General features: G+C 41.0%; 18 protein-coding genes, 4 pseudogenes and 1 other annotated feature. Of the genes and pseudogenes, 10 read left to right on the forward strand and 12 right to left on the reverse strand.

From position 1 onward, the window contains the following. Positions 1-38: 38 nt before the first annotated feature. Together FTU72_RS09360 and FTU72_RS09365 are read right to left on the reverse strand one after the other, a co-directional pair. Positions 39-182: pseudogene (locus tag FTU72_RS09360) on the reverse strand (IS481 family transposase); the annotation flags it as partial. Between the two features lie 184 nt (positions 183-366). Beyond that, positions 367-1,539, reverse strand: coding sequence for a replication initiation protein (locus FTU72_RS09365; protein WP_180031416.1), 1,173 nt, complete (start codon positions 1,537-1,539; stop codon positions 367-369). Positions 1,540-2,396: 857 nt separating this feature from the next. Here FTU72_RS09365 and FTU72_RS09370 point away from each other — a divergent pair. From FTU72_RS09370 to acnA, 5 genes are all read left to right on the forward strand, one after another. Then, on the forward strand, positions 2,397-3,170 hold the full coding sequence (locus FTU72_RS09370; RefSeq protein WP_166134659.1) for a ParA family protein: 774 nt from the start codon (positions 2,397-2,399) through the stop codon (positions 3,168-3,170). Positions 3,171-3,182: 12 nt separating this feature from the next. Further along, positions 3,183-4,094, forward strand: coding sequence for a ParB/RepB/Spo0J family partition protein (locus tag FTU72_RS09375; RefSeq protein WP_180052752.1), 912 nt, complete (start codon positions 3,183-3,185; stop codon positions 4,092-4,094). Positions 4,095-4,312: 218 nt separating this feature from the next. Next, positions 4,313-5,230, forward strand: a complete 918-nt coding sequence (locus FTU72_RS09380) for a DnaJ C-terminal domain-containing protein (RefSeq protein WP_180031418.1) — start codon at positions 4,313-4,315, stop codon at positions 5,228-5,230. An 11-nt stretch (positions 5,231-5,241) separates the two neighbouring features. Further along, on the forward strand, positions 5,242-5,550 hold the full coding sequence (locus tag FTU72_RS09385; protein WP_166134667.1) for a chaperone modulator CbpM: 309 nt from the start codon (positions 5,242-5,244) through the stop codon (positions 5,548-5,550). 249 nt (positions 5,551-5,799) lie between these two features. After that, on the forward strand, positions 5,800-8,556 hold the full coding sequence (gene acnA / locus FTU72_RS09390) for an aconitate hydratase AcnA (RefSeq protein WP_180052753.1): 2,757 nt from the start codon (positions 5,800-5,802) through the stop codon (positions 8,554-8,556). A gap of 388 nt (positions 8,557-8,944) precedes the next feature. Here acnA and FTU72_RS09395 read toward each other — a convergent pair whose 3' ends face one another. Next, on the reverse strand, positions 8,945-10,456 hold the full coding sequence (locus FTU72_RS09395) for an aldehyde dehydrogenase family protein (RefSeq protein WP_166134673.1): 1,512 nt from the start codon (positions 10,454-10,456) through the stop codon (positions 8,945-8,947). 201 nt (positions 10,457-10,657) lie between these two features. Between FTU72_RS09395 and FTU72_RS09400 the strand changes: the two genes are divergently transcribed. Both FTU72_RS09400 and FTU72_RS09405 read left to right on the forward strand, forming a co-directional pair. Next, positions 10,658-11,839 carry a transcriptional regulator gene (locus tag FTU72_RS09400; protein ID WP_159123513.1) on the forward strand — a complete coding sequence of 394 codons (1,182 nt, stop codon included), beginning with the start codon at positions 10,658-10,660 and terminating at the stop codon, positions 11,837-11,839. Between the two features lie 235 nt (positions 11,840-12,074). Then, positions 12,075-13,136 (forward strand): RNA-guided endonuclease TnpB family protein, encoded by a 1,062-nt coding sequence (locus FTU72_RS09405; RefSeq protein ID WP_180052754.1) that lies wholly within the window; start codon positions 12,075-12,077, stop codon positions 13,134-13,136. A gap of 144 nt (positions 13,137-13,280) precedes the next feature. On the opposite strand, the gene FTU72_RS09410 is transcribed toward FTU72_RS09405, so the two are convergent. From FTU72_RS09410 to FTU72_RS09420, 4 genes and pseudogenes are all read right to left on the reverse strand, one after another. After that, positions 13,281-14,453, reverse strand: coding sequence for an iron-containing alcohol dehydrogenase (locus tag FTU72_RS09410; RefSeq protein ID WP_159123511.1), 1,173 nt, complete (start codon positions 14,451-14,453; stop codon positions 13,281-13,283). 255 nt (positions 14,454-14,708) lie between these two features. Continuing rightward, entirely contained in the window at positions 14,709-14,981 is a 273-nt protein-coding gene (locus FTU72_RS16515) for a hypothetical protein (RefSeq protein ID WP_166134682.1), read from the reverse strand. After that, positions 14,978-15,322: pseudogene (locus FTU72_RS16520) on the reverse strand (PepSY domain-containing protein); the annotation flags it as partial. The pseudogene FTU72_RS16520 and the gene FTU72_RS16515, both read right to left, overlap by 4 nt. A gap of 39 nt (positions 15,323-15,361) precedes the next feature. Next, positions 15,362-16,439, reverse strand: a pseudogene (locus FTU72_RS09420) (IS3 family transposase). Beyond that, positions 16,048-16,164 (reverse strand) — a sequence feature (AL1L pseudoknot). (Overlaps the previous pseudogene by 117 nt.) Before the next feature lie 257 nt (positions 16,440-16,696). Here FTU72_RS09420 and FTU72_RS09425 point away from each other — a divergent pair. The 3 genes from FTU72_RS09425 to FTU72_RS09435 all read left to right on the forward strand — a co-directional run bounded on the left by FTU72_RS09425 (position 16,697) and on the right by FTU72_RS09435 (position 19,269). Next, positions 16,697-17,629, forward strand: coding sequence for an IS5-like element IS17 family transposase (locus tag FTU72_RS09425; protein ID WP_099475569.1), 933 nt, complete (start codon positions 16,697-16,699; stop codon positions 17,627-17,629). Positions 17,630-17,631: 2 nt separating this feature from the next. Further along, a complete protein-coding gene (locus FTU72_RS09430) occupies positions 17,632-18,081 on the forward strand; it encodes an Imm44 family immunity protein (protein WP_218947516.1) in 450 nt (149 codons plus the stop codon). Between the two features lie 225 nt (positions 18,082-18,306). Next, complete coding sequence (locus FTU72_RS09435) at positions 18,307-19,269, forward strand: IS30 family transposase (RefSeq protein ID WP_180052755.1); 963 nt, start codon at positions 18,307-18,309, stop codon at positions 19,267-19,269. 64 nt (positions 19,270-19,333) lie between these two features. Here FTU72_RS09435 and FTU72_RS09440 read toward each other — a convergent pair whose 3' ends face one another. The 5 genes and pseudogenes from FTU72_RS09440 to FTU72_RS09460 all read right to left on the reverse strand — a co-directional run. Beyond that, entirely contained in the window at positions 19,334-21,526 is a 2,193-nt protein-coding gene (locus FTU72_RS09440; protein WP_180052756.1) for a PhoX family phosphatase, read from the reverse strand. 205 nt (positions 21,527-21,731) lie between these two features. Beyond that, positions 21,732-22,490, reverse strand: a complete 759-nt coding sequence (tatC, locus tag FTU72_RS09445) for a twin-arginine translocase subunit TatC (protein ID WP_131269211.1) — start codon at positions 22,488-22,490, stop codon at positions 21,732-21,734. Further along, positions 22,487-22,909 carry a Sec-independent protein translocase protein TatB gene (gene tatB, locus FTU72_RS09450; RefSeq protein ID WP_131269210.1) on the reverse strand — a complete coding sequence of 141 codons (423 nt, stop codon included), beginning with the start codon at positions 22,907-22,909 and terminating at the stop codon, positions 22,487-22,489. The genes tatC and tatB overlap by 4 nt, the downstream gene beginning before the upstream one ends. A 9-nt stretch (positions 22,910-22,918) precedes the next feature. Next, positions 22,919-23,140 (reverse strand): Sec-independent protein translocase subunit TatA, encoded by a 222-nt coding sequence (gene tatA, locus FTU72_RS09455; RefSeq protein ID WP_180052757.1) that lies wholly within the window; start codon positions 23,138-23,140, stop codon positions 22,919-22,921. A 373-nt stretch (positions 23,141-23,513) separates the two neighbouring features. After that, positions 23,514-23,605 (reverse strand): annotated as a pseudogene (locus FTU72_RS09460) (IS5/IS1182 family transposase); the annotation flags it as partial.

Below are 23,605 nucleotides of genomic sequence, written 5' to 3' on the forward strand. Positions count from 1 at the left end.
CTTAAATAAAAAAGTCTCCGACAAACCCGATACGGTTCAGAAGTACGTTTCTTCCATTTTGCGACGGTCTTTTGATTGATGCCGTAACGCTTGGCTAGCGTTCTTAAGCTCTCTTGACTATTTTGTATTGCTCGACGCACTGTCTGTGTCGTTGTGGCGCTGCTGTGTAGAACTTGTCCCATAGTGCTTCCTTCCATTTATCTGAGAATATTGCACCATTAAAATCTGGGACTAAACACCTAACTTAGGAAGGATCTATCTCTAAAGCCTATATGCAATAGAGCCGTTTTTCTTCTATAGTCCTTACCACTTGTATTTTTTAAGAACATATATCTCCAAAAGTGTAGCAAGTTGCTACACTTTTTTCTAAATAAGGTCTTTACCAAAAATATCATTCAGTCTTTCACGAATACTTTGAACGAATTCCGGATTATTTTTAAGTTTATGCTTCATGTTTCGTTTAAAGTCATTCAGCCCTATACCAATTTCAGCAAAATCCATTTGGAATAAAGTGTCATTAATGACAATATTTGCTTGAGAGTCAGTGAGACACCCTACTTTTTTAAACCACTTCTTGAACTGCTGATAATTTTCATCATTATTAAAAATATACCAGGAACGTACATTCATATCGAATTTAGCACCTAACTCTTTTACGAATGCATTGTCTTCAAATGGAACATCAAGATAGATTTTTTCAATTACTGCCATTTCATCCGGTGCTTTATCAGCAATCCGATGATGCAGTTTAAAATTCACACCCACAATTGGACGGCCTTTCTTAACAGTTTCATACTCTAATTGTAGATCTGTATTTTCGTTAATTTCTGCCACTATTTTGTCTAATACATAGCGCCTGAAATCTACCCAACGATCATATTTTGTTTCATTAATATCAATCAGTGCTTTCAAATTTTCTAAAAGTAATGGAACTTCATAACTCTTCTGGTTGGCATACTTGAATTCGTTTTTAATGAAATACGTATAAAGACTCATACTGGCAACAGAATCAAGGGCGAAAAGATGTTTTAGCTGATAGGTAGTAAAATTTCCCCCAGCTAGTTGAGTAAAATACGGTAATACTTCACTGGTAAAACGGATCTGAATTGCATTTTTAGAGTCATCTTCCCATCTTAATTCACGGATGATGGGAACAACAGAATGCACTTTTTTCGTTTTTCTCTTCTTATCATCAGCAGGCTCCTCAATAATAAAATGAGCTACCCGAGATGAAAGTTCTTTATAGATCCGGTCTATTGCAACATTAATTGAATTGCGTTTATTCAATCCTAGTAAATCTGCTAGATCATCCTTATACAAATAAATATAGGTTTGTTCGGTGATTTCACCATTTATCCTATTTTTCTCACTATAATTCGCAACTGCCATTGCATATAGAAGCGCCTTATATTCATTGGCTGATAACTCGATTGGGCGAATTAAACGGTTACTGGTACTGACAACACCATTATGGCGAATGTTGCCTATACAGTAAGGAATATAATTCGATTCTTCTTGCAATGGTTCAGATTCTGTCATAACCGTGATATTTATAATTTGACTTAGTTTTTATATACAAAAGTGGAAAAACTTTCAAGACTTTCACCACGAGATTCTAAAAGTGGAAGGTTTGTCATCAGAAAAAAGCCTTTTAGCCGTTTTTTTGTTTTTAAAGTGGAATTAAATATAATATTTCCACTCTATAGTGACAGATCTTCCACCTTTAGCCGCAAGATTACAGTCCAGAATGCCTATTTTTACTTTTTTTCATCCAGATTCAGGTAGGTTAAGTCAGATAGAAACCCTGATGTGACAAGGCTTCCACCTTTCAGTTAGATTTTAAAGGTATAACTGCACATATAATCATCAGGAAATATCCAATAAAAACAGATTATCCACAGGTCAAGAATATACAGTGACAACCTCTCCACCTTTAAAGCTTAGTTATGAGACTTTATCAACACCTTAAATATTTGTTTTATAAATTATTTTTAAATAAAAATAGCATTTTAAAAAATAGCAGTGACAAACCTTCCACCATAGTGACAAACCTTCCACTTTACGGTGACAAACCTTCCACTTTACGGTGACAAACCTTCCACTTTACGGTGACAAACCTTCCACCTTACAGTGACAAACCTTCCACTTTACGGTGACAAACCTTCCACTTTTAAAACCACAAGCATTTGTTTTATATAGCAAAAATATGCTCCTAATTATTAATTAGCTAAATAACTAATTATTCTAATTATTAATTAAGCTAGCTTAGTTAAAGATTTATTTTTTAAGCTGTTTTACATCTGAACAAACAGGATTTATAAATTTAAAAACTATAGTAAGATGAACGAAAGTTATTTATATTACTAGACATTCAAATACGGAAGCATCTGACACGCATGTCTGCAAAAATTATTACTGTTGCTAACCATAAAGGCGGATGTGGCAAAACAACGACTGTTGTACACCTAGCCTCAGAACTTGCCAACTTGGGCAATAAAGTTCTAGTGATTGATTTAGATCCTCAGGCAAACGCAAGTTTACATATTGGGATTCAGCATCCAAGTGAAATTTCTGTCACCACAGCAGAATTATTGGTCGGTGATATTTCATTATTAGCTGATGCATTACAAGAAGAAACGAACTTCGAAAAAGTATCATTAATTTACGGATCATTAAATTTAGGAAAAACAGAAGACCAGCTGAAAGAAGAAGCACCACGTCCTTCTGAAGAACTTAATATCAAGCTAGAACTCTTAAAAGACCTTTATGACTTCATACTGATTGACTGCCCACCAAGCTTGAAACTTTTAACCAGTAATGCACTGGCATCTTCAACCCATGTCATTATCCCGATCGAATCTGGATCACAATATGGCTTGTACGGGGTTACAGATCTTTTAAATCATCTGGAAAAGATCAAGCGTATTAATCCAGACTTGGCGCTCTTAGGCGCCTTGCTGATTAAGCATGATGAGCGCCAAAATGTATGTAAACTGATTCGGGATGAGGCATTAAAACAGGTTGGTAAAATTTTAGAAACTACGATCCCTCAAAGTACTAAGGTCAATCAGGCAGCAATTTTGCAGCAACCCTTACTCAAAGTAGAAAAAAATTCAAAAGTACGTAAGGCCTTTGAAAGCCTAGCCACTGAAATTGTAGCTAAAGTATAAATTGAGGTCGTTATGGCAAGCACCAAAGAGCTTTTAGCTCAGAAATTGAAACTGAATACTGAGAAACACCAACAGGCACAAAAAGATAATATTAAAGAGCTAAAGGAGTTTAGGCGTAATGTTCCAATTGAGGACATTAGCCGAAGTCCAAACCAGCCGCGCAAAATATTCAAGGAATCGGAATTAAAAGAACTGGCTGATTCTATTGAAGAAGTCGGTCTTTTGCAGCCGATTACTGTCCGTAAACTGGATAACTTGAAATATGAGCTCATTGCAGGCGAGCGACGCTTGCGTGCACATCAGTTACTGGGTAAATCGGTGATTGAAGCGATCATTGTGGATGCCAATAATGAAGAAGCTTCATTATTAACTTTGGCGGAAAATCTAAAACGCCAAGATCTGACAGATTATGAAGTTTTTGTTGGCCTGAGCGCATTGGATGAAAAATTAAAGAAAAACAAGCAGCGTTTGGCCAATTCTCTGGGATTGAACCGCGAAGATATGTACAAATATCTGGCCTATGAAAAGTTGCCACAAGTTATTTTAAATGATCTTGAGCTCAATCCTGGCTTACTGGGTCGTACTGCGGCAACAGCATTTAAAAAATTTTTGTCGGATCATATACAGGAACTATCTGCGGCGGAAGCTGCCTTGCTTCAAGGCTGGGAGAAAGTAAAAGACAAAAAGCTTGAGCAGACCAAAGTGACAGCTTATGCAGAAAAATTATTAAGTCAGGACCCGGAAAAACTGACGACCACCTCAGTCGTAAGAAAAATCGAATACGATGGTAAGATTGCAGGAAATATCAAACTTAACCAGAAGCAGCTTAAGGTCTCGCTCAATATTTCCCATATTGATGAAACAAGTCTGTCCCAGCTAGAAAGCCTGTTAAAAGAGCTGATCCAGAAAAGTGAAAAAGTGTAGCAAGTTGCTACACTTTTTAGTTGAGCCAGGAAAAGGAGGTGAATGCGTAATTCTGAATTAGTAGTTTTCTTCACAAAAACCAAGGTTATGCTATGATTTTTAAATAATTATTATTTTCGTAAAAGAAATAATTTATAACAACAAAAATCTTTAAAAGGTTTTTTTATCTATAAAAAAAATGAATAATGAATAAAACATAAACCACCAATAGGGCAGAGATGACCAAGAATTATTATGAAATATTAGGTGTATCTCGAGATGCAACTGTTGAGCAAATTAAAAAAGCTTATCGTAAACTTGCCAGAAAATATCATCCTGATATTAGTAAAGAAGCTGATGCAGAAGAGCGTATGCAAGAGTTAAACATTGCCTACGATGTGTTAAGTAATGATGAAAAAAAAGCAGAATATGATTTTGAATTAGACCATCCACAGAATAGCCAGGGTAGGGATGCTCATCAATATTATTCAAATATGGGCGGACAGGATTTTTCAGGGTTTGAAGACTTGTTTGGTCGCTTTGGTGGTGGTTTTGGTGGTTTCAATGAACAGCGTTATCAGGGGCGAGCATCCTATAGAGGTGATGATCAACACGCGACTCTAGAAGTAGATTTGGATGTTGCATTCCATGGCGCAACGCAAAATGTCACTTTACAGATTCCAACTATCAATGCGTACGGGCAAGCAGAAGTACAGCGTAAAGTCTTAAAAATTAAAATTCCAAAAGGCATGAAAGCAGGGCAAAAAATTCGTTTAACCGGCCAGGGACAACCGGGTATTCATGGGGGTGAGAATGGCGATCTGTATATTGAAATTCAATATAAAGCTACAGATTCAACTTATGTTGAAAACTCGGATGTCTATCATCATCTGAAGATTAGTCCATGGGAAGCAGCACTTGGACAATCGATTACGGCAAGCTTACCCAATGGTAAACAACTCAATATTCAAATTCCAAAAAATGCCAAAACAGGTCAACAATTACGTTTAAAAAATCAGGGGATTCCTGCTAAAGATGCAGGGCATTTATTTCTCATCCTCGATATTGTGCAACCAACTGCGCAAACCGAACAAGAACAACAAGCTTATGAAGCATTTGCAGCAGCATTTCCAAACTTTAAGCCGAGATCATCATAAGGAGTAAAATTATGACGACAGTTAAATATTATGAGGTGGTCTTAGAAGATATCCAACAGGTAGAAGTTATAGATGAGCAACAATATTATGATTTAAATAGTTTTGCTCAACTTTGTGGTCAAAGTCCTGAATGGATTCTGCAACTGATTGAATACGATATTTTGCCGAATCGTGTAAATGCATCAGATTTATATTTTTTAGTGGATGATGTGGCACGTGCACAAAAAGCGTATCGTTTACAGCGTGATTTTGATGCAAGTTTTACTGCTGTAGCTATGATGTTGGATTTAATCGAAGAATTAGAGAAACTTCGACGTTGATGACACTGAACAAAGTAATACGCTGGTCAATTTAGCTTATGTCCTTAGGGGATGGGCAGAAACGTTGTTGATGCCAGATTTGAACTGTCGGCAATTCTCTGGAAAAATGCCCTGGCAGCCCTGCATTTAACTGGCTAGCGCAATCCTATAATAAATAATAACAAACCCACCGCTCAGTTAGCATACAGTAAGTAAAGAAGTAGTTGACTGTGATCATAAAAATAACAGCTCAAGCCGGAGGGAAGCTAGATGGCCAAGTATAGTGATATCAATAGTTTTAATACCTTAGAAACATTAACCGTCGGTTCAGAACACTATCTGATTTTCAACCTGTCCAAATTGCAAGTGCAATTAGGTGACCTGTCCCGGCTTCCCAAGTCCTTAAAAGTCTTGCTGGAAAATTTACTACGTTTCGAAGATCAACTCACGGTGAAAACCGAGCATATTTATGCCTTGGCAGGCTGGTTAAATAAACGAACTTCAGAACAGGAAATCCAGTATCGTCCGGCACGGGTACTGATGCAGGATTTTACCGGTGTTCCCGCAGTGGTTGATCTTGCTGCGATGCGTACAGCGGTGGCCAAAGCCGGCGGTGATCCGGAAAAAATTAATCCGCTGTCACCCGTGGATTTGATTATTGATCACTCGGTGATGGTCGATTACTTTGCCAGCCCGCAAGCTTTTGAGCAGAATGTCGCCATTGAGATGCAACGCAACGGTGAGCGCTACCAGTTTCTGCGCTGGGGGCAGGCGGCGCTCAATCAGTTTCGCGTGGTGCCGCCAGGAACCGGGATTTGCCATCAGGTCAATCTGGAATATCTGGCACAAGTGGTATGGAGCAATGAGATTGATGGGCAGCGCTTTGCCTATCCTGATACCTTGGTCGGTACTGATTCACATACCACCATGATCAATGGCTTAGGCGTGTTAGGTTGGGGCGTAGGCGGTATTGAGGCGGAAGCGGCCATGTTGGGTCAACCGATCTCCATGCTGATTCCAGAAGTAATCGGCTTTAAGCTTACCGGTAAACTCAAAGAAGGGATTACAGCAACTGATCTGGTGCTGACCATTACCCAGATGCTGCGCCAAAAAGGCGTAGTTGGAAAATTTGTCGAATTTTATGGCGATGGCCTAGCAGATTTACCCCTGGCGGATCGTGCCACGATTGCGAATATGGCACCCGAATATGGCGCTACCTGTGGCTTTTTCCCTGTTGATGAGGTGACGCTTTCCTATTTACGTTTAACCGGACGTCAGCCGGAAAGAATTGCCTTGGTAGAGGCCTATAGCAAGTTGCAAGGATTATGGCGCAATCCGGGAGATGAGCCCGTCTTTACCGACATGCTGGCTTTAGATATGTCGACGGTAGAAGCCAGTCTGGCAGGTCCGAAGCGCCCGCAGGATCGTGTACTCTTGTCACAAGTGCCACAAACCTTTCATGCCTTCATGGATCTGACCTTAAAACCGGTCAAGGAAGAAAAAGATCGTCTGGAAAATGAAGGAGGGGGAGGTACGGCGGTTGAAGCTAAACAGGCCAACCTGCCCCATGAAAATGTTTTTTGTATGATTGAGGGTAAAAAATATCCGTTGCAGCATGGTGATGTGGTGATTTCAGCCATTACCTCTTGTACTAATACCTCGAATCCCAGTGTCATGTTGGCAGCAGGGCTATTGGCCAAAAAAGCAATCGAAAAAGGTTTGCGGCGAAAACCCTGGGTGAAAAGTTCACTGGCTCCAGGTTCCAAAGTGGTCAGTGATTATCTTGACGCTGCAGGGTTGATGCCTTATTTGAATCAACTGGGTTATAACCTGGTGGGTTATGGTTGTACCACCTGTATTGGTAATTCGGGGCCTTTACCTGAAGTGATTGAAGAAGCTGTGCAATGTTTTGATTTGAATGTAGCCTCAGTACTCTCCGGCAACCGTAATTTTGAAGGACGGGTGCATCCTCTGGTGAAAACCAATTGGCTCGCCTCACCACCTTTGGTGGTTGCCTATGGTCTGGTCGGGAATATTCGAACTGATCTCACGACTGAGCCGATAGGTGAGGGTTTTGATGGCCAGGCGGTTTATTTAAAAGATATCTGGCCGACACAGGGAGAAATCGATGCCGCACTGCAGAATGTGAATACCGAGATGTTCCATAAAGAATATGCAGAAGTTTTTGAAGGAGATGCCAAGTGGAAAGCAATCCAGATTCCCCAAAGTCAAACTTATGCTTGGGATGAACAATCCACCTATATCCGGCATCCTCCCTTTTTTGCAGAAATTGATCAGCCGGTGCAACCAATTCAGCCGATCAGCCAGGCAAGGATTTTGGCGGTACTAGGTGATTCCGTCACGACGGACCATATTTCCCCGGCGGGCAATATCAAACAAGATAGTCCGGCCGGAAGATATTTGCAGCAACAGGGGGTTGATGTAAAAGACTTTAACTCTTATGGCTCCCGTCGTGGTAATCATGAAGTGATGATGCGAGGTACCTTTGCTAATATCCGTATCAAAAACGAAATGCTGGGTGGCGAGGAGGGTGGCAATACCCTGCATATTCCAAGTGCAGAAAAACTCTCGATTTATGATGTGGCAATGCGCTATCAGGCAGAACAAACCCCACTTCTGATTATTGCCGGGAAAGAATATGGCACCGGTTCCTCACGTGACTGGGCGGCCAAAGGTACCAACCTGTTAGGGATAAAAGCAGTGATTGCTGAAAGTTTTGAGCGGATTCACCGTTCCAATCTGATCGGTATGGGAGTGTTACCATTACAGTTTGTGGAGGGTCAGAACCGGCAGATCTTGAACCTCAGCGGGCATGAAACCCTATCAATTCTAGGCTTGTCGGATGATATTCATCCGCATCAAATGTTGGATGTAGAAGTGCAACATACCGATGGTACATATAGCCATTTTCAGGTGTTGTGTCGTATTGATACCTTGAATGAGGTGCAATACTTTAAGGCTGGTGGGATCTTGCACTATGTCTTGCGCAATTTGCTCGCTTCCTGAATTGAATGATGAAAAGACCCGACACCTGCTGGGTTTTTTGTGTCTGTAAGAAGGCTACGGAGAAAATCAGTAAAATAGCGACAAATACATGAATAATTGCGCCGCTAATTCTCTCATAAATAACTGAGGTTAAAAGTAGAAGTTTTTACTTGCCATTCCATTAAACCTGCCCGTATTGCTTTGTCAGCATTATTCCAGGCTTGACCTTAATGTGTTTAAAAAATAGCCTAAGCAAAATAAAAGCTTAATAATTTAATTTTCTAATAATGGTATGGTCTTAGCAATCGCAACTTGACATCCTCTCCCCCTTAAAAGATGTTGCTGATATTTTGTGAAAGCTAGCTAGCATACATTCAAAGCGAACCGAAGTTCGCTTTTATTTCACTTCTTAAAAGAACCCGGCTGGTTTGGTCGAATAGCTGACTAGCAAGTTTTTAGTCTGCTGATAATGATCCAGCATCATTCTATGATTCTCACGCCCAATCCCTGATTTTTTATAACCACCGAAAGCCGCATGGGCAGGGTAGATGTGATAACAGTTAGTCCAGACCCGACCTGCTTGAATAGCACGGCCTGCACGGTAAGAGGTATGCGCTGAGCGTGACCAGACACCGGCACCAAGTCCATAAATCGTATCATTGGCGATCTTGATCGCATCATCGAAGTCTTTGAAGGTGGTCACAGCCAGTACAGGCCCGAAGATTTCTTCCTGGAAGGTCTTCATGTCATTGGTGCCTTTAAAGATGGTCGGTTCAATATAGAAACCTTGACCGACTTCCTGACGTGCTTCACCACCAGTCAGGATCTGTGCACCTTCTTCACGGCCAGTGGCAATACAGCCCAGAATCTTGTCCTGCTGTTCCTGAGAAGCTTGCGCGCCAATCATAGTATCAGTATCCAGTGGATGACCGGTTTTAATGCGTTGTACCCGTTCTACTGCACGCGCTAAAAACTCATCGGCAATACTTTCCTGTACCAAGGCCCGGGAAGGGCAGGTACAGATTTCACCCTGGTTCAGGGCAAACATGGCAAAGCCTTCCAGAGCTTTGTCCAGATAATCGTCTTCCTGATCCATAATGTCGGCAAAGAACAAGTTTGGTGATTTACCGCCAAGTTCCAGAGTCACCGGAATAATATTTTCAGTCGCATATTGCATGATCATCTGACCCACGGCGGTTGAACCGGTAAAGGCAATCTTGGCAATGCGTGGATTGGTCGCCAGTGGACGGCCGACTTCGACCCCATAGCCATTGACGATATTCAATACGCCCGGCGGCAAAATGTCCTGAATCAGTTCAGCTAGCACCAGAATACTGACCGGAGTCTGTTCTGCAGGTTTCAGCACAATACAGTTGCCTGCAGCCAAGGCTGGCGCGAGTTTCCAGGCGGCCATCAGAATCGGGAAGTTCCAGGGAATGATTTGTCCGACTACACCAAGCGGTTCATGAAAATGGTAGGCGATAGTATCTTCATCAATTTCGGAAATGCCACCTTCCTGAGCCCGGATACAGCCGGCAAAATAACGGAAATGGTCAATGGCCAGTGGAATATCGGCAGCCAGCGTTTCACGGATCGGTTTTCCATTGTCCCAGGTTTCTGCTACAGCCAACATTTCCAGATTTTGTTCCAGACGGTCGGCAATTTTCAACAGAATATTGGAGCGGGTGGTCGGCGATGCTCTGTTCCATTGTTCTTTGGCTTTGTGCGCTGCATCCAGGGCCAATTCAATGTCTTCTACAGAAGAACGCGGAACCTTGGTAAAGACTTTGCCATCTACCGGAGAGATGTTGTCAAAGTATTCACCTTTGACCGGAGTGACCCATTCGCCACCAATGAAATTATCGTATTGTGCTTTAAAATGAACTTTTGAATCAGGTTGATTAGGATCGACGTAACGCATATGTATTTCCTTTGCTTATTTTCGTGTGACCAAACTGCTTCTACAGCTTTGGTATAAGGTACTTATGTACGCTATTTGATTAACATAACTGGTATAAGGTTGGAGAAAGGTTGGAGTGAAGCAGGTTTACACTCTTTTCGATCCATCTAAAAAATAACGATTACAGCGGATGTAAATCATGAATTGTTGTGAGAATAAGAAATGATGACAAAACAAGATTTGATGCAGAAAAGGCGCGATGCTGATCAGTTTCGGCAAAGCAGCAGTTTGTCTCCCTTGCATGCAGAGCAACTGGAACAAAGTATTGCCAGCTCTTGGCAACGTTCATCTTCGGCCGAAATCCCTAAGAGTCGTTTAGCAGCACCGCTGACAGACGTAAAAAAGACTGCCTCTTCTTCAACTTTAGCCCACGCACTTCGCCATTGTGCACAGGATTTAAAACATATTGCTGAACAGTCATCTATGGTGCTGGCGGTTGGAGATATCGGCAGTACCATCATTTGGGCAGCCTCTAGCCCACAAATGCAAAGTGCTGCAGAAAGTGTACACTTTATTGAAGGAGGGCAATGGCGTGAAGAGCTAGTCGGAACTAATGCACTGGCATTGTCCTTAAAAACTCAACAATCTAGCTGTGTCTTTTCCAGTGAACATTACATGTCCTCGATTCATGATTGGGTTTGTTACGCCGCTCCGATTATTGATCCCTATTCAAAACAGGTTTTAGGTGTCATTGACCTTTCTACCACTTGGCAAAAGCATAATAGTTTGGCACTGTTGGCTGCTGAGCGCTGTGCCACAATCATTCAGTCTGCCTTGCAGGAATGTCAAAAACAGCGCTTATTTATCCGGGCTTTTACAGTGCCACAAGTACTGTTTAATGGTAAAGTTTTAGTACTTACTCCTCGCCAGATTGAAATTCTGACTATTCTAGCCTTATGCCCGCAGGGTCTGAGTCTGGACACCTTGCATCAGGCCTTATATGGTGAACGTAAAGTCAGTATCGGTACTCTAAAAGCAGAAATGTCGCAGCTGCGCGATATATTGGGTGGCATGCTTGGCTCTAGACCTTATCGATTACTGGCGCATGTAGAGGCTGACTTTTTACTGACAGAGCAATCTCTGGATGCTGGATATATTGATTCCGCCTTGAAGTTGTGTACCGGTGTATTTCTGGCCAAAACAGAAAGTCCATTTTTATGTGCTTGGCGCGATTGTCTGGAATCACGTTTAAGTGATGCTATTTTCAAAGCAAATGAAACCGATGTGTTGCTGAAACATGTGGCACATTTCCCTGAAGCGATTGATGCGGTAGAACGCCTGATTGAGCTGATGCCCAAAACCCATCCTGTCCATCAAACCCTGTTAAAATATAAAAATCTTTAAAAGCCGGAGCATCGATCGGTAGAAGGCTAAAACAGCAAAATCCTGGAATATGGAGCATCATCTTTGCTTACTGCGGGTTAGCTTATCAATTTAGCCTGAATCCGATTTTAAAATTTTATCAAATGGAGTGTAAAGTGCTGTCCTTCAGGGCAGAGAGATAAGCGACACGACATGAAATGTCGTTGGATTTTTTTAAAATCAATACCTTTAATTTAACATGAGCTAATATAAGCCCATGAAAACACTTAAATTACGTATAAGAGACAAACATTGCAAGATGCTAGACCAATTAGCATCTGAGGTAAACTTTGTCTGGAATTATGTCAATGATTTAGGGTTTAAACATTTAAAAAGAAAAGGTGAATTTCTATCAGCTTACGATGTAGCGAAGTACACAAAAGGCGCATCTAAAGAATGCAACCTACATAGTCAAACCATTCAGGCTGTGACAGAAGAATTAGTAACAAGACGCAAGCAATTCAAAAAAGCAAAGCTAAAATGGCGTGTAAGTAACAAGAAATCAGCAAGGCGCTCTCTTGGTTGGATACCCTTTAAAAAGGTAGCCATCAAATCTGCTGATGGATCTGTTCAATACGGTAAGCACCAATTCAAGCTATGGGACAGCTACGGATTAAGCCAATACCGCATTAAAACAGGCTCATTTGTTGAGGATAGTCGTGGTCGCTGGTATGTCTGCCTGGTGGTGGATTCACCTAAGCAAGCCAAACCAACCGTAACGAAAGCGATTGGTATTGATCTTGGCTTAAAAGATATTGCGACCTGTTCTGATGGTACAGTCATTTCCAATCCCAAGTTCTATCGCAAGTACGAGCAGAAATTAGGAATTGCTCAACGAGCGAGAAATAAAAAGCGTGTTCGTGCATTACACGCCAAAATTGCAAACTGTCGTAAAGACCATTTGCACAAGGCCAGTACCCAACTTGCGAGGGAAAATGCACTGATTGTTGTAGGTGACCTGAGTGCTAAAAAGCTTGTAAAAACTAAAATGGCAAAATCGGTTTTAGATACAGGGTTTTCAAAACTTAAAACAATGCTCAAGTATAAATGCGAGAACGCAGGGGTAATGTTTGAGGAAGTCAATGAAGCCTATACCACCCAGATCTGCTCGTGCTGCAAGCAAATATCAAGCAGTAGTCCGCAAGGTAGGGTTGATCTTGGAATAAGAGAATGGACATGCCAGAGTTGCGGTACAGTCTGGCAGCGGGATTTAAATTCCGCATTGAACATTCTTGCGCTTGGGCATAAGCGTCTAGCAGTAGGAATCTCCTTCTTTTAAGGGGGAGAGGATGTCAAGAAGGGGGAAGGATCAGCCAAGAGCAGAAAAATGGGTTCTTTCTCTTGGCATACTTCCTTAGAAAGCGAAACAGGGGCTGCTAAAAATGTAAGTCAGATGATTGGAGAGATGACTTATAGGAAGGCATTACATTGCCGCTTTAAAAATATCCACCACTTGAGCATGATTGGCCTTACGTGGATTGGTCAACATGCAGGCATCTTTTTGTGCATTTTCCGCCATGATGGCCAAGTCAGCTTCTTTTACATTCAATTCCGTCAGCCCAGATGGAATACCAATTGAAGCCGAAAGCTGACGAATGGCGCCAATCGCTTCATAAGCTGCTTCAGTTACGGTTAAGCCTTCTGTATTCACCCCCATCAATTGCGCAATTTTGGCATAACGTTCAGGACAAGCAATCAGGTTAAATTCACAAACATGGGGGAGCAGAATTGCATTACAAACACCATGCGGCAAGTTGTAGAAGCCTCCGAGCTGATGTGCCATCGCATGCACATATCCTAAAGAGGCGTTGTTAAAGGCCATTCCGGCAAGATATTGGGCATAGCTCATGGCATCCCGTGCTTCCAGATTATCCCCATTCGCCACTGCCGGGCTAAGCCATTCGCTGATCATGGTAATCGCCTTTTCTGCACAGGCATCAGTGATTGGATTTGCTGCTGTAGACACATAGGCTTCTACTGCATGCGTCAAGGCATCCATACCTGTTGCCGCAGTCAGCCCTGCAGGTTTGGCCAACATAAGTTTAGGGTCATCAATCGCAATGAGTGGTGTACAACGCCAATCTACAATCGCCATTTTCACATGGGTATCGGTATTGGTAATAATACAGAAACGTGTCATCTCCGAAGCTGTCCCTGCCGTAGTATTGATTGCAATCAGTGGTGTCATCGGGACGGTACTTTTATCAATCCCTTCATAATCACGGATATGTCCGCCACCTGCAGTGACTAGGCCAATGCCTTTGGCACAGTCATGTGATGAACCCCCACCTAACGATACAATAAAATCACAGGCATTTTCATTATAAGCTGTAACTCCATGATGCACGTTAATATCAGTTGGATTGGGTTCCGCGCCTGGGAAAATATAACTGTCAACACCCGCCTCTTTCAAATAATTTGCAATCTCATCTGCAACACCAAATTTAAACAGCCCCGCATCAGTTACAATCAGCGCTTTCTTGGCACCTAAATTTTGTGCTTTTATCCCGATTTCTTTAGCACAGCCGGGACCAAAAAGTGAAACACAGGGAATATAAAAACCGTTAGTTTGATCTGAAATATTTTTAAAAGCCATGGCTTGATTCCTTCTACCATTCATTGATTATTTTATCGGTGACCCTCACCGTAATATGAGTATTGGATGAAGTTAAAAAGAATCCTACCTACCAAATACCTACCAATTTAAATTTTTGATTCTAGCCAAAATAATGAATCTGAAATATTTAAAAGTAGGTTAGCAAGGTTTAGCAGATACTGGGTAGATTGGTTCAATAGAAGGCATGTAAGTAGCGCACTAGGCTGTTTGCTACTTTCTGATTTTAAATAAATACTAAAATGCTTTATTCATTTTTAAGATAAAAATAAACAGTACAGGGCTTAGAAATACCCATAGAGCCACAAAGCTGATACTGTAGCTAAACCGGGTCCGTAATAGAACCATTGCGACGAATAAGAAAATACCTGCTGTGAATTTAGTGTACGTAGGAAAATTCGCTAAAAAAGCGTACCGAGATTTTCGGGTTTTTAGGATCTGCTTTGCACTTACCGCATAAAAACCAAAACAGCTCAGCCAAAGCAGACCGATCACTGCAATCCATATCATGTTGATGATTCCTGTTGCGTAATTTTTAGTTTGGCGTGAATTTTATTGACCGCCTTTTGCTGAATAGGGGTAATTTTCTGGTGTAACAATAGGGCGAGAAGTGCCAAGTTCCACAGCATCAGATCGATTCGCAGAAATGGCCAGTAAGTCGTAAAAGAATCAATATAATCATGGAAAATGAGATAATAAATATTGATCAGCGGCAGCATAAAAGCAGTACCAATCAGGATTTTAAGCTGAATTTTCCATAAATATTGCTGCGGTGTTAAACATGCCAGAATGAAACTGCCGAGCCAAATACTGAAAAAACTATAAATCTCATAATTTGGTGCACCTACAGGTGAACCGTACCGGGTTTGTCGGAGACTTTTTTATTTAAGTTAAGCCACCTGACCTAACAGGTTAATCTTATCATCGAACATTGTTTCAAACTCAAAAGGTGGCACATAACCTAGCGCACTAGGTACACGTTCTTTATTAAACCAATCCACCCAATTTAATGTCATAAGTTGTACATCTACTAAACCTTGCCAATCTGCATTTAAATATTCAATCACCTCTGTTTTGTATCAGCCATTCACCGTTTTAGCCAGTGCATCAAGCACCATATCTGTATTCTTACGTGTCGATACTTTCTAGCCAACAATTGCACATGAAAACACATCAATAATAAATGCGGTTTAGACCCAACCTGAATGAGTTTGAATATACGTGAAGTCCCCCACCTGAGAAGCATTGCTTCGCAAGGGTTTTGATGATCAGCACTAAAATTACGTTTCACTAAATCATCTGCTCTTTTTTGATCATCTCGGCTACGGGTGGTTTGTTTATTCTTACCACGCCAAACACCTTGTATACCTAGCTTCTGCATCAATCGAGCAACTGTACAGCGTGCAATAATATAACCTTCACGTTTCAGTTTTTGCCAGACTTTACGAACGCCATACCGCCTCGAACTTTCTTTCCAAATTCGTTTAATTTGTTCAGCATGATGCACATCATGTAGATCTCGTTTCGCTCAATGTTCTGGATTTTCACAGAGATCTAAAGTCCGGTAATAGGTTGAAGGTGCGATAGGTAAAATTCTACAAATCGCCTCGACTCCGTACAGCTCTTTATTATGATGGATAAAATCCACCATTATTTGTGTGGGCGGTCGAGCTCCGCCTGGGCGAAAAAAGCAGCTGCTTTACGTAGAATTTCGTTAGCACGTTGCAGTTCTTTATTTTCACGTTCGAGTTGTTTAATCCGTTCTTGATCTGAAAGTTGCTGTACTTTAACTGGATTTTGTTGATCGAGATGTTTTAAATACCAAACACGTAGTGTTTCAGGAGTACAACCTATCTTGGGTGCAATTGCTGTGATTGCAGCCCAATTCGATGGATAATCTTTTTCGGATTCAATCACAAGATGAACCGCTCTATCTCTGATTTCAGGGGTATATTTTACTTTTTTCATCGGGGCATTCTCTCAGGAAAGTTGGTCTCCGACAAACCCGGTACGGTTCATTTAGCCATTAAAAAGCACCCTTCAAATTAGACTAAGAGTGTCCAACTTTCGGGGTGCAGATTAGGATGTCGGGGTTTTTTATTATTATAATATTAATGGGTTGTATTGATGAAAGTATGGTTAAGCGCTGAATTAAGTAAAGAAGTTTTAACGGCTTTGTTGCACAAACCTATCTGTAAAGGCTTTTTCAGCGATATAATTTTCAAATGAAGAAGCCTACACACAAAATCTACCGCACAACCAATTGGCCCGCATATAACCGAGCACTCATGAGTCGCGGAAATATTGCCATTTGGTTTGATCCTGCTACGCAATGGTATGCTCCATCAAAAGGCAAACAAGGGCGAAATCAAACCTACTCCGACGCAGCTATCCAATGCTGCTTAATGATTAAATCTCTATTCCGTTTGTCTTTACGTATGGTCACTGGCTTTGTGCAAAGTCTGATTAAACTTTGCGGATTAAATTGGACCGCACCAGATTACAGTACGCTTTGTAGAAGACAAAAGCATATTGATATTGCAATCAGCTACCAAAAAAGTAGCGATGGGCTGCATCTACTCGTAGACTCTACAGGCATGAAGTTTCTAGGTGAGGGCGAATGGAAACGCAAGAAACATGGAGCTGAATATCGTCGCCAATGGCGTAAACTACATATTGGTATAGATGCCAAAACCCTACAAATACGCGCTATTCAGCTCACAACCAATAATGTCAGTGATTCACAGGTGCTTGGTGATTTACTTAATCAGATTCCACAAGATGAGCAGATTGACTCTGTTTATACCGATGGAGCTTATGACACCAAGCAATGCCGTCAGGTCATTGCAGATCGGCAAGCGCATGCGGTGATTCCACCTAGAAAAAATGCGAAACCATGGAAAGATACAAAGAGTAGCTCGCTAGAGCGAAATGAATTACTTCGAACAGTTAAACATTTAGGCAGGACATTATGGAAAAAATGGTCAGGCTATCATCGCCGCAGTTTGGTGGAAACCAAGATGCATTGCATCAAATTATTAGGCGATAAATTAATGGCAAGAAGCTTTCCTAGTCAGGTGAATGAGATCCATGCACGTGTAGCAGTCCTTAACAGATTTACGGAATTAGGTCGCCCACTTACCCAAGTTACGCCTTAAATTTGGATCAATTAGGGGCGCTTTGCATTTCAAATCTTTGTGCAACAAAGCCAGTTTTAACTGAAGAGCAAATTCTACAGGAATGTAAAGCACGTAATGCAGTTGTTGATACCTTAAACCTGAGGCTAAATGATAAATTCTATAATATTCCCTTAAATAGTTGGGATTGTATAATCATTATAATGGGTGAAGATAGTTTTGAAGAACGTATCTATTATTCTATTAAACGCCAAAATATGGATTTTCGCTTAAGAATAGATCCTACGACCTTTAAGGCCACAGACGACTTAGGACGAAAGAAACTTATTTTTTCTACGCTTTTAAGGAGTATAAATTTATTAAAAATTAAGTTTGAAAAAGTTCGCCCAAAACTTAATTCAAAAGTTTTTGAAGAGCTAGAAAGACTTAAAGAGGATGTACTAAATATTGCAAAAGAAGAAAGTTGGATTTAGCATTTAATTTGAATAAAAATATAAATTTTTTGAGCACTCATTTAATATAAAAATACTTTTTAATATTTAAATATCTGTTTTGACTCATTAACTCTTAAAATGAAAAAACTCAAATATTTAGAAACGCGGATTCAAATACCAAGTGCGACACATTTGTATTTAGTTGAAAAAGTTAGGTGTATTAGAATCATTAGACTTTTTCAACTCGCAATTGGAAAGCACACAATGAAGCAATACACCCAACTTTCTCAAGAAGAAAGATACGAAATTTATGCTGCTTTGAAAAGTAAATCTTCAATCTCCACCCTTGCCAGAGAGCTTGGACGTTCCCGATCAACCATTTATCGTGAGATCAAAAGGAATACAGGACAACGTGGCTATCGGGCTAAACAGGCTGGGCATCTCTCCAGCCAACGACGATATCGATCCTCATCTCAGATGACAGATTTCGCTATAATCTACATCCGTTATCTGATTGCTCTGGATTGGTCACCTGAACAGGTTACGGGGGCTTTGAAACAACGTGGCTGGTTAGATGTCCCATCGCCTGAATGGGTCTATCAGTACATTTATCAGGATAAATCTAAGGGTGGAAAATTGCATCAGCATTTAAGACACCAGAAAACATATCGCAAGCGGGGTTATAAAAACACAGATCGTAGAGGTCAACTTGTTGATAGAACAAGTATTCATTGTCGTGATGAGGTCACTGAGAAACGTCAACGCCTAGGTGATTTTGAAGGTGATACTGTAATAGGCAAGAATCATAAGGGAGCATTATTAACCCTGGTTGAACGCAAGAGTCTGTATGTACATATTGTTCATTTGGGGCAAACGAGAACCACAGCTAAAACGATCTCGTGTGCTTTAGCATGTTTGCGTAGTAGTCATGCCTATAGTGTGACCTTTGATAATGGCAAGGAATTCTCAGAGCATAGGCGGATAACGGACGCAGGCATAGAGACTTACTTTGCAGATCCGTACAAGTCTATTCAACGAGCCAGAAATGAAAATACGAATGGTCTGATCAGACAATATCTGCCAAAATCCTCATCGTTTGATCATGTTTCAAAAGAGCGGATAGAACAGATAGAGACTGCTCTAAATAATCGTCCTAGAAAGACACTGGGCTGGTATACACCCAGTGATATTATGGCTGGTTTTTATACTGTTGCACTTGCCGCTTGAATCCGCCAAATATTAAAAACAAAAATGCCGGCATTGAGCCAGCATTTTGAGAGAAGCTAAATATTTAGCCTGCAATAACACCACCATCCTTGCGAGTGATGACCACCGTTGCAGAGCGTGGTCGAGAAGTGGCAGATGAGTTAGTCTGTGAAGCTGGCCAATGACTGGTTGGTTTGTTGTAGGCCGGGGAATCTTCCCCAGGATGCTGTACATTAATGAAAATAGCTTTATAGTCCGGTGTCATGGTTACACCTGTAATCTCACAGTCTTTCGGACCTGTCAGGAAACGACGTAAAGTCTGATCTGTGACTTGAGCACCAACAATAGTTTCCTGCCCTGAAGAGGTGGTTGCTCGAGTACCATCTCCAACCTTACCAGGAAGTGCAGCCAGCATCATACAATTGGTCGTATCTGTATAAGCACCATCATCAGTTTGAATCCAGAGTACTCCGCGGGGATCAAACCACATACCATCTGGCGAAGACAGGTCATTATTATCATTTAAACCCGACAGGTTGATGTTCTGTGCCATTTTGGCTTCAGCACCAAACAGATAAATATCCCATTTGAACGTTATAGCTGTAGTCGTATCTGCATCTTCATGTAAACGGATAATATGACCATTCACATTACCTTTGCCACCTTCCGGATCGTTATAGTTACGTGGATTGGCAGCATCTAGCGCATGCGTGGTACCGCGGTTAGAGTTATTGGTCAGGGTAACATAGACTTCTCCATTCTCAGGATTGACCGCAACCCATTCCGGACGGTCCATTTTAGTCGCGCCTACGCTATCTGCTGCTAGACGAGCAAAGGTCACGACATCTGCCTGAGAACCAAAAGGATAGGCACTGTTCAACTCATTTAAACCGTTGCTACCATAACTCAGCTCAATCCATTGACCGCTCCCGTCTGCATTGAATTTGGCGGCATAAAGCTTGCCATGATCCATGTATTTATCTCCGGCTGCATAGCCCCTATTACGGTCTTTTTCGCTCCATTTGTAGTCAGAGACAAACTTATAAATATATTCTCCACGCGAGTCATCACCCATATAGAAAGCGAGATTATCGTCTTCACGCGCCCGACTGGCACGGCAATCCTCATGGGCAAAGCGACCTAAAGCCGTTCGTTTAACCGGATTTTGCCGGCTATCAACAGGATCAATTTCTACAATCCAACCGAAAGTATTCGGACCATTCCGGTAATCCTGACTTGCATCATCGGCAGTAACATCTGCACTCCAGCGATCATAAAGATCCTGAGGTTCAATTGTACCTACTGCAGATTCCCAGCCATAACGCGAGCTTGCACCTGCTTTTAAGCCATAGCGTTCCAGAGCAAGCTTTTCTTGCGGCACACGATTAGCATCATCAGTTTTGCTACGAACAAAATAACCAATAAAGTTTTCTTCAGTGGTGAGATAGGTACCCCATGGGGTATAGCCGTTGCCACAGTTGTTATGCGTGCCACGGGTTAATTTTCCACCTGGTGAAAAACGTGTAGATAGAAGGGCAGACCCACTCGCAGGACCTGAAATGCTCATGACAGTTGAAGCAGTAATACGGCGGTTATAAATTGAATTTTTGACAATTTCTACTTTTTGATTGGAATTGTCTTTTTTGATATGAACGATTGAAACACCATGCGCATTGGTCTCACGAATGACTTCATCTTCAGGGCGACGACCATCGACTTTTGTTGGACCTTGAGGATGTAAAAAAGTTGGATTGATATATTCGTGGTTCATGACCAGCAGACCGTGCTCAGACACAGTCGGGTCATAGCGGCCAGTAGCGATGTTCAAGCCAAAAAAACTCATTCCATCATGGCAGTCACCGGAACGGAACTGAAAGCTTGGTCCGTTCGGGATATTGTTATCATCCCAATCTGGATAGGCAGGGTTAATTGAATCTCCAAGTGCATACAGGACATTGGCTTCATAACCGTCTGGCACAGTAACGATGTCATTTAAGTTTTTGGCCACTGGCGTGAAGTTGAGTTGCTCTGGTTTTGTATTGGGATCAATAGCAGGCGGGTTTGGTGCGGTCTCGGTTGGCGGTACAATAGAATCATTATCGTTGTCCCCACATCCAGTCAAAGAAGAGGCAAGAGCCAATGCTGCAGCCCCACTTGCAGTTTTGGCAATCAAGTCACGACGCGATATGGATTGTTCTAAAATATCCCGAAAGTGATGATTGTCTGAAGTATTATTGTCCAATTCCTGATTTTCATCATAAGGTAGGTAATCTGTCATTGTTTTAATCCCACAACTAAGGTTTGATTGTTTTAAAGTCAGGAATAAATTAGCGTTTAAATATGACAGTCAGATGAAGCTAATACTGCATATTTATTAAATATCACATTGATTTATATGCTAAAAATAAAAGCAGCTAAAGCTGCTTAGAGAGTAGTTTTTTTATTTTGTGTTCTTTTTATTATTATTCAGTTATGTCTAGACATCACTTTTCTATCCATTTTCCTGCCGCCAAACCTAATTCAAATAATAACCACATTGGCACAGCGAGCATAATCATGGATAAGGCATCGGGTGGTGTCACAAACATGGCAACAAAAAAGCAACCCACCACAATAAACCGCCTTTTTTCCACCAAAGTCTGTGTACTGACAATACCAATCAGAATGAGTAATAACGTGATAATAGGAATTTCAAACGTAAATCCAAACACTAAAAACAGTTTTAAACAAAAGGCCAGATAACTATTGATATCGGTCATCGGCGCGACAGTCTCAGGGGATACGCTGATAAAAAAATGAAGGATAGAAGGTAAAGCGATTAAATAGGCAAAAGCAATACCAGAATAAAAAAGGACAATACTGCTGATGAATAGGGGTAAAGCCAGACTTTTTTCTTTTGCATATAATGCCGGCCTAATAAAAACCCAAAGTTGATACAAGATAAAAGGCATTGCAATGAGTAAAGCAATAAAAAAGTTCAATTTAAACGGGGCCATGAAAGTCGCAGTCACATCTGTTGCAATCATGGTGGAACTTTCCGGTAACTGAGCACGTAAAGGTTCCGATAACAGCTGATAAGTTTGGGTCGCAAAAGGCAATAAACATAAGAATAGCCCCAAAAGTACACCCACGATTTTAAAAAGATGCTTACGCAGAATCACTAAGTGTCTGGTAATTGGCATTTCTTCTAACTGAATTTTTTGTGTATTGTTACTGGTTTGAGTTGAAGGCAAAATACTCATACGGCCACCTTTATATCAGAATAATTTTTTTCTTGTTTTATAGCTCTATTGAGCTGGGTTGGCGGTAGATGGACAGGAGAAACTGGCCCATTAATCAATTGATAAGTCAGCTCATGGTCCAATACATATTGTTCTGAATTTTTAATGATGGGCTGATTCAGTACATTAATATTGGCCATTTGTGCCTGCATTTTGGTCTCTAATTCCTGAATACGTTTCAGCTCGCTTTGCATTTGCTCACGTAGTTCCGACAGTCGCAATTCACGGTCAAGATCATTTTGTATATTGCTGGCGACCCTTTTGAGTTTGGCCGACCATTTACCTATAAACCGTACCGCTTCAGGTAACTTATCCGGTCCAAGAACCAGCAAGGCAGTTACCCCAAAGACCAGCAGCTCAGTCATTCCAATATTGAGCATGGCAATACCTTAATTCTTGATTGAACTCTCGCTGGATTTAACTTCCGCATCAATATTGCGAGGCTGTTGAAGTTGGGCGGTCTCGGCTTCTTCTTCTTCACGGACAGATTTCTTAAAGTCCTTGATTGCACCACCTACATCTTTTCCTAGATTTTTTAGTTTAGAAGTACCAAAAAGTAAGATCACTACAATCGCAAAAATTAGTACATGCCAGATCGATAACCCTGCCATATTTCGTCCTCATTCAATCTTTTAAATTTATAGGGTTATCTCAACACTAAAAAATGACAAAGCTATGACGACTTGATGTCAATTTAAAGACAAGAATGGAGAAGGGAAATTTACAATGAGGTACTAACAACCAGTACAAAGTTAGTACCGGATTGATTCTGTTAAGGTATTATTTTTAATTCATTCAATCAAATAGTTAGCCAGCTATATCTAGCTTAATAATTTAAGAAAACTTGCAATTAAAGCTCTCAGTCATTTATCTATATCAATGAATTTATTATCATTTGTTATGTGTTTAACTTATGTTCACCTAAAGTCTAGTTCATAATTTTTTTTAATAGGGTCTGTTGACACTTACTGTTCATAATTAACCCTATAACGGTAGCCATAAAAATATACAGGCTAAGGCAACAGAACTTTGATAATTTCTTTTGAGCTTGTCATATCGAGTAGCTATTCCTCTAA

Source organism: Acinetobacter sp. YH12137 (assembly GCF_013418535.1).
Taxonomy (GTDB): domain Bacteria; phylum Pseudomonadota; class Gammaproteobacteria; order Pseudomonadales; family Moraxellaceae; genus Acinetobacter.

Excerpts from the sequence above, each read along its gene's own strand:
- FTU72_RS09435 (WP_180052755.1), top strand. The coding sequence starts at position 18,307 with ATGAAGCAATACACCCAACTTTCTCAAGAAGAAAGATACGAAATTTAT.
- FTU72_RS16515 (WP_166134682.1), bottom strand. The coding sequence starts at position 14,981 with ATGATATGGATTGCAGTGATCGGTCTGCTTTGGCTGAGCTGTTTTGGT.
- FTU72_RS09440 (WP_180052756.1), bottom strand. The coding sequence starts at position 21,526 with ATGACAGATTACCTACCTTATGATGAAAATCAGGAATTGGACAATAAT.
- tatA (WP_180052757.1), bottom strand. The coding sequence starts at position 23,140 with ATGGCAGGGTTATCGATCTGGCATGTACTAATTTTTGCGATTGTAGTG.
- FTU72_RS09400 (WP_159123513.1), top strand. The coding sequence starts at position 10,658 with ATGATGACAAAACAAGATTTGATGCAGAAAAGGCGCGATGCTGATCAG.
- tatC (WP_131269211.1), bottom strand. The coding sequence starts at position 22,490 with ATGAGTATTTTGCCTTCAACTCAAACCAGTAACAATACACAAAAAATT.
- FTU72_RS09385 (WP_166134667.1), top strand. The coding sequence starts at position 5,242 with ATGACGACAGTTAAATATTATGAGGTGGTCTTAGAAGATATCCAACAG.
- FTU72_RS09395 (WP_166134673.1), bottom strand. The coding sequence starts at position 10,456 with ATGCGTTACGTCGATCCTAATCAACCTGATTCAAAAGTTCATTTTAAA.
- FTU72_RS09410 (WP_159123511.1), bottom strand. The coding sequence starts at position 14,453 with ATGGCTTTTAAAAATATTTCAGATCAAACTAACGGTTTTTATATTCCC.
- FTU72_RS09370 (WP_166134659.1), top strand. The coding sequence starts at position 2,397 with ATGTCTGCAAAAATTATTACTGTTGCTAACCATAAAGGCGGATGTGGC.
- acnA (WP_180052753.1), top strand. The coding sequence starts at position 5,800 with ATGGCCAAGTATAGTGATATCAATAGTTTTAATACCTTAGAAACATTA.
- FTU72_RS09380 (WP_180031418.1), top strand. The coding sequence starts at position 4,313 with ATGACCAAGAATTATTATGAAATATTAGGTGTATCTCGAGATGCAACT.
- FTU72_RS09365 (WP_180031416.1), bottom strand. The coding sequence starts at position 1,539 with ATGACAGAATCTGAACCATTGCAAGAAGAATCGAATTATATTCCTTAC.
- FTU72_RS09405 (WP_180052754.1), top strand. The coding sequence starts at position 12,075 with ATGAAAACACTTAAATTACGTATAAGAGACAAACATTGCAAGATGCTA.
- FTU72_RS09425 (WP_099475569.1), top strand. The coding sequence starts at position 16,697 with ATGAAGAAGCCTACACACAAAATCTACCGCACAACCAATTGGCCCGCA.
- FTU72_RS09375 (WP_180052752.1), top strand. The coding sequence starts at position 3,183 with ATGGCAAGCACCAAAGAGCTTTTAGCTCAGAAATTGAAACTGAATACT.
- tatB (WP_131269210.1), bottom strand. The coding sequence starts at position 22,909 with ATGCTCAATATTGGAATGACTGAGCTGCTGGTCTTTGGGGTAACTGCC.